Here is a 13,807-nt window from a genome sequence, read left to right as displayed (position 1 = left end):
AACCCACCTATGATTCGGCGCTTGGTGGTCGTCGGGCTTGGCCTGATCGGCGGGTCTTTTGCCAAAGGCATTCGTGAAAGTGGCGTGTGTGGTGAGGTGGTCGGCGTTGATCTCGACCCCCAGTCACGCAAGCTGGCTGTGGAGCTGGGCGTTGTAGATCGCTGTGAAGCGGATCTGGCTGTGGCGTGCCGTGATGCTGACGTGATTCAGCTCGCTGTGCCGATTCTCGCGATGGAAAAAGTCCTGGCGTTGCTGGCGACCTTTGACCTGGGCGACGCAGTGCTGACCGATGTTGGCAGTGCCAAAGGCAATGTGGTTCGAGCTGCGCGTCTGGCGTTCGGCGCAATGCCACCGAGGTTCGTGCCTGGGCATCCAATTGCTGGCTCCGAACAGAGCGGCGTGGAAGCTTCCAATGCGCAGTTGTTCAAACGACACAAAGTAATCCTTACTCCATTGCCCGAGACTGATCCTGAAGCTCTGGCGGTGGTCGATCGACTCTGGTCCGAACTGGGTGCTGACGTGGAACACATGGAGGTCGAACGTCACGATGAGGTGCTGGCGGCAACCAGTCATTTGCCTCATCTATTGGCGTTTGGTCTGGTGGATTCGTTGGCCAAACGTAACGAAAACCTCGACATCTTCAGATACGCAGCCGGTGGCTTTCGCGATTTCACGCGGATTGCGGGCAGCGATCCGGTGATGTGGCATGACATCTTTCTGGCCAACCGTGAGGCTGTGCTGCGCACGCTGGATACCTTTCGAACGGATCTTGATGCGCTGCGTGACGCAATGGTCGCGGGTGATGGTCATCAGTTATTAGGTGTGTTCACCCGTGCGCGAATGGCCCGTGAGCATTTCGGCAAGATCCTTGCCCAGCGTGCTTACGTAGAGCCCGTCGAAGCTGAGGATCTGGTATTTATCGCCAGTCCTGGCGGTAGCGTTTCGGGTCGCGTACGTGTGCCGGGTGACAAATCCATCTCTCATCGCTCCATCATGCTCGGCTCTCTGGCTGAGGGTGTTACGGAAGTTGAAGGCTTTCTTGAAGGTGAAGATGCGCTGGCAACGCTGCAGGCGTTCCGTGACATGGGGGTCGTGATCGAAGGCCCGCATCATGGTCGCCTGACGATCCATGGCGTCGGGCTTAATGGGCTCAAATCTGCGCCTGGGCCGATTTATCTGGGCAACTCCGGCACGTCCATGCGCTTGCTGGCCGGGTTGCTGGCTGCGCAGAGTTTCGACAGCACATTGACCGGCGATGCTTCGCTCTCACGACGTCCGATGGGGCGAGTAGCAGAGCCGTTGCGGGCGATGGGCGCAGTGATTGAAACCGCTGCGGAAGGGCGTCCGCCTTTGAAGATCAAAGGCGGGCAAACGCTCAATGGCCTGACCTATGAAATGCCAATCGCCAGTGCTCAGGTCAAATCTTCGTTGTTGTTGGCCGGCCTTTACGGGCAGGGCACTACGACAGTGATCGAGCCTGCGCCGACCCGGGATCATACGGAGCGTATGCTGCGTGGCTTCGGTCACCCGGTGACGGTCGATGGGGCGAAAGTTTCCGTGAAGTCTGGCTCTGGATTGACCGCTGCGCGTATTGAAGTGCCTGCCGACATTTCGTCTGCTGCATTCTTTATGGTGGCCGCGTCCATCGCCGAAGGCTCCGACCTGGTGCTCGAACACGTCGGCATCAACCCCACGCGCACGGGTGTCATCGACATCCTGCGTCTAATGGGAGCCGACATTACGTTGGAGAATCAGCGCGAGGCGGGTGGCGAGCCAGTGGCTGATGTACGTGTGCGTTCAGCGTCACTCAAGGGTATCGAGATCCCGGAGGCGCTGGTGCCGCTGGCCATTGACGAGTTCCCGGTGATCTTCGTGGCCGCCGCCTGTGCGCAGGGTCGTACGGTGTTGCGGGGGGCTCAAGAGTTGCGCGTCAAAGAGTCGGACCGTATTCAAGCCATGGCCGACGGTCTGTTAACTCTGGGCATCAGTGTCGAGCCCACCCCGGACGGCATTATCATTGATGGCGGTCAGATAGGTGGTGGTGTGGTTAATGCTCAAGGCGATCATCGTATCGCCATGGCTTTCAGTGTTGCGGCGCTGCGTGCAGCAGCGCCGATTCAGATCCATGATTGTGCGAACGTCGCTACGTCGTTCCCAAATTTTCTCGCGCTTAGCGCTCAAGTCGGCATGCGTGTAGCGCAAGAGGGGCAGTTGTGAAAATTCAAGCACCGGTAATTACCATTGATGGACCTAGCGGTTCCGGGAAGGGCACAGTTGCAGGGCTGCTGGCTAAACGCCTCGGCTGGAGCCTGCTCGATTCCGGCGCGCTGTATCGCTTGCTGGCGTTCGCCGCCCGCAACCACGGCGTCGACCTGACCAACGAAGAGGCCTTGAAGCTGCTGGCTGCGCATCTGGATGTGCAGTTCGTAAGCGGAACGGCAGGGCAGGAGCAGCGGATCATTCTGGAAGGTGAGGACGTCACTCACTCCATTCGCAATGAGCAGGTCGGCAGCGGCGCTTCGCAGGTGGCTTCATTGCCTGCGGTGCGTGATGCATTGCTGCAACGCCAGCGTGCTTTTCAGGAAGAGCCAGGCCTTGTCGCAGACGGTCGCGACATGGGAACCGTCGTGTTTCCGGACGCTCCGCTGAAGATTTTCCTGACCGCCAGCGCCGAGGAACGTGCCCGTCGACGTTACTTGCAGTTGAAGGCCAAGGGCGATGATGTTAGTCTGTCGAGTCTGCTAGATGAGATAAGTGCGCGCGACGAGCGTGACACCCAGCGAGCGGTAGCCCCGCTCAAGCCAGCGCATGACGCTATTCAGCTGGATTCCACCGAGTTGTCCATCGAGCAGGTGCTGGAACGCATTCTGAGTGAAATCGCGCTTCGCGATATCGCCGGGTGACAAAGAAGCATGTGGGAGACCAGAAATAGTCCCGCAGGCTTTCTTTTACTTGAACGTAACCCACGTTGTCTGGAACGTGGCAGATGGGCGTATCCTTCGCCCTTGATCAACAGGAATTAAAATGAGCGAAAGCTTTGCAGAACTTTTTGAAGAAAGCCTAAAGACCCTCAACCTTCAGGCCGGTTCGATCATCACCGCTATCATCGTTGATATCGATTACCAGGCAGGCTGGGTGACGGTTCACGCCGGTCTGAAATCTGAAGGCCTGATCCCGCTGGAACAGTTCCACAACGACGCTGGCGATCTGACCATCAAGATCGGCGACGAAGTTCACGTTGCTCTGGACGCGGTAGAAGACGGCTTTGGCGAAACCAAGCTGTCCCGCGAAAAAGCCAAGCGTGCCGAGTGCTGGATTGTTCTGGAAGCGGCTTTCGCAGCTGAAGAAGTGGTCAAGGGCGTTATCAACGGTAAGGTTAAAGGCGGCTTCACTGTCGACGTTAACGGCATCCGTGCGTTCCTGCCTGGTTCTTTGGTCGACGTCCGCCCAGTGCGCGACACGACTCACCTGGAAGGCAAAGAGCTCGAGTTCAAGGTCATCAAGCTGGACCAGAAGCGCAACAACGTTGTTGTTTCGCGTCGCAGCGTGCTGGAAGCCGAGAACAGTGCCGAGCGCGAAGCTCTGCTCGAGTCCCTGCAGGAAGGTCAACAAGTCAAAGGTATCGTCAAGAACCTCACCGATTACGGCGCATTCGTCGATCTGGGTGGCGTCGATGGCCTGCTGCACATCACCGACATGGCCTGGAAGCGCATCAAGCATCCATCGGAAATCGTCAATGTTGGCGATGAGATCGATGTAAAAGTGCTGAAGTACGATCGCGAGCGCAATCGTGTTTCCCTGGGTCTGAAGCAGCTGGGCGAAGACCCATGGGTTGCTATCAAGGCTCGTTACCCGGAAAGCACTCGCGTAACTGCGCGTGTTACCAACCTGACCGACTACGGCTGCTTCGCAGAGCTGGAAGAAGGCGTGGAAGGCCTGGTACACGTTTCCGAAATGGACTGGACCAACAAAAACATCCACCCTTCGAAAGTCGTACAAGTCGGCGACGAAGTGGAAGTTATGGTTCTGGACATCGACGAAGAGCGTCGTCGTATCTCCCTCGGCATCAAGCAGTGCAAATCTAACCCATGGGAAGATTTCTCTGGCCAGTTCAACAAGGGCGATAAAATCTCCGGCACCATCAAGTCGATCACCGATTTCGGTATCTTCATTGGTCTGGACGGCGGCATCGACGGCCTGGTTCACCTGTCCGACATCTCCTGGAACGAAGTGGGCGAAGAAGCCGTACGTCGCTTCAAGAAGGGCGACGAGCTCGACACCGTGATCCTGTCTGTTGATCCAGAGCGTGAGCGCATCTCCCTGGGTATCAAGCAGCTGGAAAGCGATCCGTTCTCCGAGTACGTCACTGTCAATGACAAAGGCGCAATCGTTCGCGGTATCGTTAAAGAAGTTGACGCTAAAGGCGCCATCATCACTCTGGCCGACGACATCGAAGCTTCCCTGAAAGCCTCCGAAATCAGCCGTGACCGCGTTGAAGACGCGCGTAACGTTCTGAAAGAAGGCGAAGAGATCGAAGCCAAGATCATCAGCGTTGACCGCAAGAGCCGCGTGATCAGCTTGTCCATCAAGTCGAAAGACGTTGAAGACGAGAAAGAAGCGATCCAAAGCCTGCGTAGCAAGCCTGAGACCGCAGAAAACACTGGTCCTACCACTCTTGGTGACCTGTTGCGTGCTCAAATGGAAAAACAGAACTAAGTTCTGCTTAACCATTAGAAAAAGGGCGACTTCGGTCGCCCTTTTTTGTGGGCGCGATTTGACAGGGAGGCTCTCCATCTTAGTTTGCGTGGCCTATGTTGGCTCGCAAATTCATTCCTGGTGGGAGCGAATTCATTCGCGAATAGGCAGGTACATCCGCAGCCGATGTATGGTCTGAAATACCGCCTCCCCGAATAAATTCGGTCCCACGGGGTCCTGATGATTTTAAAATCACGACCAGCCTGTAGGAGCGAGGCTGAACTGCGATGCCTGCGCTTCGCTTTCAGGGCGTACTGGATTCAGGCAGCAGCGATCGCACAAAGCTCAAAGGCAAATCCGGGCCGTATCACTTGTATTTCGCGGCCTGGCGCTCGCTGACTAATATCCCTCGTTTGTGACCAACTCACATAAGTCAATACTCGGGCTATTCAAATTCATCCGACCATGCTAAAACCTTCGGAGCGCTTATCTAGCTGCTTGAAAAAGAAGGGAAAAATATGACGAAGTCGGAGTTGATCGAACGAATTGTCACCCATCAAGGGCTGCTCTCATCCAAGGATGTCGAGCTGGCTATCAAGACTATGCTTGAGCAAATGTCCCAGTGTCTGGCGACAGGGGATCGGATTGAAATCCGTGGCTTCGGCAGCTTTTCACTGCATTACCGAGCGCCGCGTGTAGGTCGCAACCCAAAGACGGGTCAGTCGGTGAGTCTCGATGGCAAATTTGTTCCTCATTTCAAGCCGGGGAAAGAGCTGCGAGACCGCGTCAATGAAGATGAAGAGCATGACGATTAACTGCTCTGGGGGAAGGTATTGATGCATAACCTGAAGCGTATGCTGTTTGCATTGTTGCTCCTGGCAATTGCTGCGGTTGTGGTGTTTTTTGTTTTAGAGAATCAACAGTCAGTGGCCCTGGTGTTGTTTGGTTGGTCTGCTCCTGCTGTTCCGTTAGCTATACCTGTCCTGGCGGCCTTACTGTTGGGGCTGGGCGTCGGGCCAGTGTTGGGGGCTTATGTCGCAATGCGCTCCAAGCGTCGTATGCGCAGGTCTACCATTTAGTGTTTGTGTGGCTGTGTTGCCGCTGCTCGATATTTTTCGGACATTTCGTACAGCGCTGATGGAAGCGTCCTAGATTCATCCGTGGTTTTTTATGGGGTAATGACGCCCCTCAAAAACACCATGGAGCGAGCAGGTGCGCATCTCATACCCCTTCATTTCCCATCATGGCGCTGTTCAAGGCGTCACCGGCTCCTGCCACCAGCTTCATCTTGATTCTCAGCGCAGTCTGCTGGTCGATTGCGGCTTGCATTCAGGGCCTGAAGCTAAATCTGCCTGCGGCTCGCAGATCGACTTTCCCATTGCAGGTATTGCCGCACTCCTGGTGACCCATGTTCATCTGGATCATGTTGGACGCATTCCTGATCTTATCGCTGCTGGCTACAGGGGCCCGATCCTGTGTAGTGAGCCTTCTGCCGTTTTGCTTCCGCTGGTGCTGGAAGATGTCTTGAAAGTTGCAGGTGTTTTTGAGTCTGATGAGATTGATCAATATCTTCGCCATATCCGCAAAGCGATCCTGCCAGTCCCTTTTGAGCAATGGCATGATCTGATTGTCGATGACGACATCACATGCCGGATTAGGCTGCAGCGTGCCGGGCACCTTTTGGGTTCGGCTTGCGTCGAGTGCGATGTTGGTTACCCCCAGCAGGATAGAGATCAGCGTGTAGTGTTTTCCGGCGATATTGGCTCGCCACAGAATCCTTTATTGCGAGCGCCACGTTCGCCAGAAAGGGCGGATATTCTGGTGCTGGAGAGCACCTATGGCGATCGTTTGCATCCTGACCGATCAACGCGGCAGCAGCGGCTTGAGCAGGTAATAGACCGCGCATTAGCCGACCGTGGGACGGTATTGATTCCGGCGTTCAGCATCGGACGGACGCAGGAGTTGCTGTTTGAGATCGAGGACATTCTGCATCGCAAAGCCTTACTGCTTGCAGAGGGCCACGAGGAGGGTTGTGAAGCCCCGCTATCACCTGTCGACTGGCCGCAGCTTCCAGTAATCCTGGACTCGCCATTGGCAGCGAAATTCACGCAAGCCTATCGCGATCTTAGTGCGTACTGGAACGAAGGTGCGCAGCAGAGGCTCGCCGAGCATCGCAGCCCGCTTCAATTCCGTCAGCTCATTAGCATCGACAACCACCAACAGCATCAGCAGGTGGTCAATTACCTCAAAAGCACTGGCCGTCCCGCGATCGTGATCGCTGGGAACGGTATGTGCTCCAGCGGGCGCATTGTTAACTATCTCAAGGCCATGCTGGGCGATCCGCGTCATGAAGTGGTGTTCACCGGATATCAGGCCAAAGGCACGCCTGGCGCGGTTATCCAGGCCAGCGAGGGTGCCGAAGGCTTTGTGAAAATTGATCTGGATGGAGAGATGTATGAGATCAAAGCGAAGGTCGCCACGGTAGGTGGTTATTCGGCTCATGCGGATCAGGCGGGGTTGGTGGACTTTGTGATGGGGATGGGGGAATTACCTTCGAAGATATTGCTGGTTCACGGTGAGGAGCGGGCGAAACGTAGCTTGGCTAGTATTTTGGGTGCGAATTATATGGAAAGAGGTTGTGTCTTGGATTTGATGGTGCCCGGTTGAGTCTGGCTGCTGCTGTTACGTTCATGGCACTGCATCAAGCTCCAGCACAGATGGGATAGTTATGACTTGTTTTCAGCCTCGAGATAGGGTCGGTGTTAAGATGACTAATTTTTGAGTTGGGCGCGATTAGGTAGCTCATATTCAGCACAGTTTATGGATAGGTCGAGCTCCGGATTGTTCATCCGGAAGCGAGTTATATTCGTTCTGGGGGGATTAACCCTTGAGCTGTCTCTGAGATGCTTTTCGCCTCGTTAATTACCGAAGTAAGAATCAATGATGACTTGCCCTATTTTGCTAACCGGCGCGACTGGCTTTGTCGGGAAAGCGCTGCTTTCTAGCCTTATTGATCAAGGGTCTGAGGTAATCGCCGTTGTACGTGGATCTTCTGCGCAGGTTGACCCACGGGCCAGGCTAGGTCGAATTGTCAGCCTGGATGAGAAAACGGAATGGCGAGACTGTCTTGATGGGGTTCAAATCGTTATTCATTCAGCCGCGCGCGTTCATGTGATGGCCGAGACGGATCTTGATCCGCTTGCTGCTTTTCGCCGGGTGAACGTCCAGGGGACTCTGAATCTTGCCCGACAAGCGGCAGCCGCTGGAGTAAAGCGCTTCATCTTTGTCAGTTCTATCAAGGTTAACGGTGAGGGTACCTCAATGGGACGGCCCTATCGCGCAGATGACCCCCCGGCCCCTGTAGACCCTTATGGTATTTCCAAGATGGAAGCCGAGCAGGGTTTGAGGTCTCTTGCCGGCCAAACCGGGATGGAGGTAGTCATCATCCGCCCTGTGCTGGTTTATGGGCCGGGGGTGCGGGCGAATTTCCTTTCAATGATGCGTTGGTTAGACAGGGGGGTTCCACTCCCCTTTGGTGCGATTAAAAACCGACGCAGTCTGGTGTCTTTGGATAACCTCGTTGATCTGATCAACGTTTGTATTACTCACCCTGCCGCTGCAAATCAAACTTTTCTGGTTAGCGATGGCGAGGACTTGTCAACGACCGTGCTGCTACAGCGCATGGGACATGCGCTGGGTAAAAGGACACGCCTGGTGCCTGTGCCGTCAGTTTTACTTGAGTTGACTGCGATCTTACTTGGTAAGCGAGCACTCTCTAGACGTATATGTGGGTCATTGCAAGTAGATATCGAAAAAAACCGTCTACTGCTGGGCTGGACGCCGGGGGTCAAGCTTGATCATGCTTTATCGATGACTGCACTCCATTATCAAGAACAGGGAAGAAAATGAATTACTGGTGGTTTGTTTTATTGATAACTCTGGTTTCGTTGCTGATGACAGCGGCTCTTCGCAAGTATGCTTTAGCGAAAAGCATTATCGATGTCCCAAATGACCGCAGTTCCCATACGGTACCAACGCCGCGAGGTGGTGGGGTCGCTATTGTTTTTTCGTTCCTGGCAGCGATAGCTGTCTTAACAGGTACGGGGTTGATCGACTCTAATTTGATGCTTGGGTTAGCAGGTTCTGGTGGTCTGATCGCGATAATAGGCTTTATGGACGATCATGGGCATGTCGCCGCCCGCTGGCGGCTGCTTGGCCATTTTGCTGCAGCTGCTTGGGGGCTCTACTGGCTGGGTGGTGTGCCGCAGTTGATTTTTTTTGGCTATGAACTGAATCTGGGGTGGGCTGCTGGCATCGCGGCGGCGGTTTATCTGGTGTGGATGCTCAACCTATACAACTTCATGGACGGCATCGATGGTATCGCCAGCGTTGAGGCTGTCTGCGTTTGCTTGGGTGCTTGTCTGGTATATATATTTTCCAATCACGAAGCTTTGATTGCCCTGCCATTATTGTTAGCGGCGGCAGTTTCCGGATTTTTGTTCTGGAATTTCCCTCCCGCGCGTATTTTCATGGGGGACGCAGGAAGTGGGTTTTTAGGCATTATGCTGGCGCTGCTTGCGTTGCAGGCTGCTTGGGCCGAGCCGTTATTGCTTTGGAGTTGGTTGATCCTGTTGGGGGTGTTCATCGTTGATTCCACCACAACGCTGATGCGCCGTTTGTTGCGTCGAGAAAAAGTTTACGAAGCACATCGCTCTCACGCTTATCAATTTGCGTCACGTCGTTTCGGCAGCCACCTGACCGTCACTGCAGCGGTTGCTGCTATAAACGCCTTGTGGTTGCTGCCTTGGGCGCTAGCGGTAGGAGTCGGGGTAATTGATGGTACTGTTGGACTGCTCGTTGCCTACACGCCGTTGATACTGTTGGCATTCCGGTTCAACGCAGGAGCCGCGGAATAACCCGCTCATGCTTTGTAAGAAAAATTGCTGCGTGACCGGTTTTCAATGATTCTATGCGTATGGGGTCAGCCGTAAGTAGAGGGATGATGATGACGTTACGTTCGCGAATGCTGGGCCTTTCGCGCAGGAATAAAAGAATCGTGCAGGTTGGCGCAGACATTGCCCTGATCTGGATTGCTTTGGTACTGGCTTTCGTCGTGCGGCTGGGTGTTGACGCCGCATACCTGCCGATTTCCAATCATCTGTGGTTGTTTGCTACTGCGCCAGTACTGACGATTCCGATTTTTATCCGTTTTGGTATGTACCGCGCCGTAATGAGGTTCTTCGGTAATGATGCGCTGATCGCTATAGGTAAAGCGGTCAGTCTGTCAGCTTTGCTATTGGCGCTCTTCGTATATTGGTATAGCGACCATAAAGTGGTTGTGCCTCGTTCAATAGTCTTCAACTACTGGTGGTTGAGCCTGGTTATGATCGGGGGGTTACGATTGCTGATGCGTCAGTATTTTCTCGGTGACTGGTTCATGGCGACCCAGCATGTGCCGTTTGCATCAAGAAATGATGGTTTACCTAAAGTAGCGATTTATGGTGCCGGAGCAGCAGGGAATCAGTTGGTTGCGGCCTTGCGCATGGGACGCTTGATGCGTCCAGTGGCGTTTATTGATGATGATGAAAATCTTAGCAGACGTACTATTGCCGGCCTGCAAGTCTATAAGCCTAGACATATCCAGCAAATGATAGATTCCACAGGTGCCGAAGAAATTCTTCTGGCTGTGCCGTCCGCTACTCGTGCCCGTCGCAGAGAGATACTGGAGTATCTCGAAGGTTATCCGTTGCATGTACGCAGCGTGCCCGGATTCATGGATCTGGCCAGTGGCAGGGTCAGGGTAGATGATATTCAGGAAGTCGACATTGGCGATCTTCTGGGCAGGGATTCTGTGCCCGCTCAAGATGATCTGCTGGAGCGTTGTATCACTGGAAAAACGGTGATGGTTACCGGTGCTGGGGGGTCTATAGGTTCCGAGCTATGCCGTCAAATTATCTCGCTGAAGCCAGCCAAGCTATTGTTGTTTGAGCATAGTGAGTTCAGTTTGTACAGCATACACAGTGAGTTAGAGCAGCGGGTTGAAAGAGATTCGCTGGAGTTGGTTTTGTTGCCTATCCTGGGGTCGGTGCGTTATTTCGATAAATTAGTTGACGTCATGCGTACCTGGAATGTGGACACTGTCTATCATGCTGCAGCCTATAAGCATGTTCCGATGGTTGAGCACAATAGCGCAGAGGGCGTACTCAATAATGTTATGGGTACCTTGCATACTGCGCAAGCAGCATTGCAAGTGGGCGTGGCCAATTTCGTATTGATATCAACGGATAAAGCTGTTCGTCCGACCAATGTCATGGGTAGTACCAAGCGCCTGGCTGAAATGATTTTGCAGGCATTGAGTCATGAAGTGGCTCCAATACTTTTTCGCGGCAGCAACAACGTCTCTCACGTCAACAAAACCAGGTTTACCATGGTGCGGTTCGGTAACGTGTTAGGCTCATCGGGCTCCGTCATCCCACTTTTTCATCGGCAAATTAAAAGTGGTGGACCCCTGACAGTAACTCATCCAAATATCACCCGTTATTTCATGACGATTCCGGAGGCTGCCCAGTTAGTGATTCAGGCTGGTTCTATGGGGCAGGGCGGAGATGTATTCGTACTGGATATGGGTGCACCTGTCAGAATAATTGAGCTGGCAGAGCGGATGATTAATTTATCCGGATTGAGCATCCGTTCTGATAAGAATGCCCAAGGCGATATTGCTATTGAATTCACGGGGCTGCGTCCAGGAGAGAAACTTTACGAAGAGCTCTTGATCGGCGATAACGTTGTTTCTACCCGCCATCCAATGATAATGACCGCACAAGAAGACTATATGCCTTGGGAAATCCTGAAGTGCAAATTGGAGTCTTTGTTGGATGCTGTTGCTAAAGACGATTATCTCTTGGTTCGGCAAGTTCTGCGTGAGATGGTGGTGGGGTATACTCCGGAGGGCGGGATCGTCGACTGGATCTATTTAGAGAAACGCGTCGATCAATAGCTGGTGCTTAAGTAAGCGCCGCTAGTGCCAGGGATTCTCGGCGCCTTGTTTTTACAGTTGATTTTGCCCGCGTGATAGAGGAAGGCTTTATCCAGGTTGGTCTTCATATTATGCGGCTCACCTTGCTTCTCACTTGTTCTAGTATCAGTTTAATTCTGATCTTTTGTAATTAACTCGTAGCCCTATATCCTCAGTAGGGCTTGAAAGCCTATTCTATCGTCAGTGCGGGGGCTTTGAGTTCTAGATGATTTAGTTTTTTATTGTTCTTGGCTCATCTGTCACTTTTTTATTTTTTTGGAGGGTTTATTGAGTCAGGTGTCAGCGCTGCTCGAACAATATGAGTCAAGCGATTGGTGGTCCTCTTGTTATTTTTTTTATCGGGCTTAAGCTTGATAGCGACTAATTATAAATATGAGTCTCACGGGCAGCGCAAAACTTTGCTTCAATGTCTTTCAGTATATTGCGAACGGCACGGGAGGGTTGTATCTCTACCTTGGTTGGCACGACATAAACGACTGCGTGAAGCTAAAAAAACTTCTCAAAAACATCAGTTTGTGGCAGTATTCGTGATCACTAAATAAGCAGCTCATCAACATTTACGGCAAGCTTATTAAGCGTTTGGGCGAGTGGGGCAAGGCGTTTGCGAAGTCAGGAATTGTGCCGAAGGAGCTTCAGATGCTGCCGGAAAGCTGAGCTGGGCAGCGAACACCTACTGCGACCCGATTGCAGTCGCACCTCTTGCCGCAGTGGCATTGCTCATCCGGACCCCGCATCAGCGCGTTGCCCGGTATGACTCTGATGGCATCGTTGATTATTCTTGAAGGGCGTTAGAAGTAATGGACTTAAACAGCAAAACAATTGCAATTATCGGTTTAGGCTATGTCGGATTGCCGTTGGCTGTCGAGTTTGGCAAAAAGCGTCCAGTGATCGGCTTTGACATCCATCAAGCCCGAATCACTGAGCTCCAAGGCGGAAGCGATCACACCCTTGAGTGCAGCAGTGATGAGCTTAAGGAGGCGTCGCATCTTCAGTTCAGTGCGGATGCTTCAGATCTGTACGCAGCGCAGATATACATTGTGACCGTGCCCACCCCTGTGGATAACGCCAACCGACCGGACATGACCCCACTCATCAAGGCAAGTGAGACGGTTGGAAAAGTTTTGAAGGTCGGTGATGTCGTTATTTATGAGTCGACAGTTTTCCCTGGTGCTACCGAAGAAATATGCGTACCTATCCTTGAGCGGCTCAGCAACCTAAAATTCAACAGCGATTTTTTTTGCGGCTACAGCCCTGAGCGCATCAACCCTGGAGATAAAGAGCATCGTCTGCCTACCATAAAAAAGGTAACCAGTGGCAGTACACCTGAGGCTGCGGTAGCGGTAGACAAACTCTATGGTGAGATTGTGACTGCCGGTACTTACATGGCGAGTAGTATTAAAGTCGCAGAAGCTGCCAAGGTGATCGAAAATACTCAGCGTGATTTAAACATTGCGTTGATGAATGAGCTGAGTTTGATTTTTCATCATCTGGGTATTGATACCCTCGAAGTCCTGCAGGCTGCTGGCACAAAATGGAATTTCTTGCCTTTCCGTCCAGGTTTGGTAGGTGGACACTGCATTGGTGTCGATCCTTACTATCTGACGCACAAGGCTCAGGAAGTTGGCTATCACCCTGAGGTTATTCTTGCTGGTCGTCGTATCAATGACAGCATGGCTGGTCATGTAGCCGACAGTACAGTGAAGTTGATGTTGCGCAAGGGCAAACCTGTTCTTGGGAGTCGAGTGCTCGTCTTGGGCCTGACATTCAAGGAGAACTGTCCCGATGTACGAAACACCAAAGTTGTAGACATCGTCAAGGCCTTGAAAGGCTACAACTGTAATGTTGATGTTTATGATCCCTGGATTGATGTTGGCGAAGCGTTCGACGAGTACGGCCTGCAATGCCTGCGTGATAAGCCTGAAACCGGGGGGTACGCTGGTATCATCCTCGCTGTGGGACACGAGGAGTTCGTGGCTCTTGGCGAAGAGGGTATTAAAGCCTATGGCGAACCAGACGCGGTGCTTTTTGATGTGAAAGGCATTCTTCCCATGGGTGCCGCAGACGGCCGGTTGTGAC

General features: G+C 53.0%; 11 protein-coding genes. All 11 read left to right on the top strand.

Annotation, left to right across the window (positions count from 1 at the left end; genetic code table 11):
• The first annotated feature begins 9 nt into the window (after window positions 1-9).
• On the top strand, window positions 10-2,217 hold the full coding sequence (locus tag K3169_RS22295) for a bifunctional prephenate dehydrogenase/3-phosphoshikimate 1-carboxyvinyltransferase (RefSeq protein WP_263268048.1): 2,208 nt from the start codon (window positions 10-12) through the stop codon (window positions 2,215-2,217).
• The gene (gene cmk / locus K3169_RS22290) at window positions 2,214-2,903 is read left to right on the top strand and encodes a (d)CMP kinase (RefSeq protein ID WP_027902856.1); all 690 of its coding nucleotides are present in this window, start codon (window positions 2,214-2,216) and stop codon (window positions 2,901-2,903) included. The genes K3169_RS22295 and cmk overlap by 4 nt, the downstream gene beginning before the upstream one ends.
• 121 nt (window positions 2,904-3,024) lie before the next feature.
• The gene (rpsA, locus tag K3169_RS22285) at window positions 3,025-4,716 is read left to right on the top strand and encodes a 30S ribosomal protein S1 (RefSeq protein WP_027902857.1); all 1,692 of its coding nucleotides are present in this window, start codon (window positions 3,025-3,027) and stop codon (window positions 4,714-4,716) included.
• 266 nt (window positions 4,717-4,982) lie between these two features.
• On the top strand, window positions 4,983-5,114 hold the full coding sequence (locus K3169_RS22280) for a hypothetical protein (protein WP_263268045.1): 132 nt from the start codon (window positions 4,983-4,985) through the stop codon (window positions 5,112-5,114).
• Between the two features lie 99 nt (window positions 5,115-5,213).
• Window positions 5,214-5,510 carry an integration host factor subunit beta gene (ihfB, locus tag K3169_RS22275; protein WP_122704315.1) on the top strand — a complete coding sequence of 99 codons (297 nt, stop codon included), beginning with the start codon at window positions 5,214-5,216 and terminating at the stop codon, window positions 5,508-5,510.
• Between the two features lie 21 nt (window positions 5,511-5,531).
• A complete protein-coding gene (locus K3169_RS22270; RefSeq protein ID WP_231674995.1) occupies window positions 5,532-5,774 on the top strand; it encodes a lipopolysaccharide assembly protein LapA domain-containing protein in 243 nt (80 codons plus the stop codon).
• A gap of 139 nt (window positions 5,775-5,913) precedes the next feature.
• Window positions 5,914-7,362, top strand: a complete 1,449-nt coding sequence (locus K3169_RS22265) for an MBL fold metallo-hydrolase RNA specificity domain-containing protein (protein WP_263272349.1) — start codon at window positions 5,914-5,916, stop codon at window positions 7,360-7,362.
• A 276-nt stretch (window positions 7,363-7,638) separates the two neighbouring features.
• A complete protein-coding gene (locus K3169_RS22260) occupies window positions 7,639-8,604 on the top strand; it encodes a UDP-glucose 4-epimerase family protein (RefSeq protein ID WP_263268042.1) in 966 nt (321 codons plus the stop codon).
• Entirely contained in the window at window positions 8,601-9,611 is a 1,011-nt protein-coding gene (locus K3169_RS22255) for an MraY family glycosyltransferase (RefSeq protein WP_263268040.1), read from the top strand. Before K3169_RS22260 ends, K3169_RS22255 begins: the two co-directional genes overlap by 4 nt.
• An 86-nt stretch (window positions 9,612-9,697) precedes the next feature.
• Complete coding sequence (locus K3169_RS22250) at window positions 9,698-11,692, top strand: polysaccharide biosynthesis protein (RefSeq protein WP_263268039.1); 1,995 nt, start codon at window positions 9,698-9,700, stop codon at window positions 11,690-11,692.
• A gap of 836 nt (window positions 11,693-12,528) precedes the next feature.
• Window positions 12,529-13,806 (top strand): Vi polysaccharide biosynthesis UDP-N-acetylglucosamine C-6 dehydrogenase TviB, encoded by a 1,278-nt coding sequence (gene tviB / locus K3169_RS22245; RefSeq protein ID WP_231671597.1) that lies wholly within the window; start codon window positions 12,529-12,531, stop codon window positions 13,804-13,806.
• The last annotated feature ends 1 nt before the right edge of the window (window position 13,807 follow it).

The sequence above is a fragment of the Pseudomonas phytophila genome (assembly GCF_025643095.1).
Taxonomy (GTDB): domain Bacteria; phylum Pseudomonadota; class Gammaproteobacteria; order Pseudomonadales; family Pseudomonadaceae; genus Aquipseudomonas; species Aquipseudomonas quasicaspiana.
The sequence above is the reverse complement of the archived record's forward strand: the minus strand, read 5'-3'. Positions and strand labels throughout refer to the sequence as shown.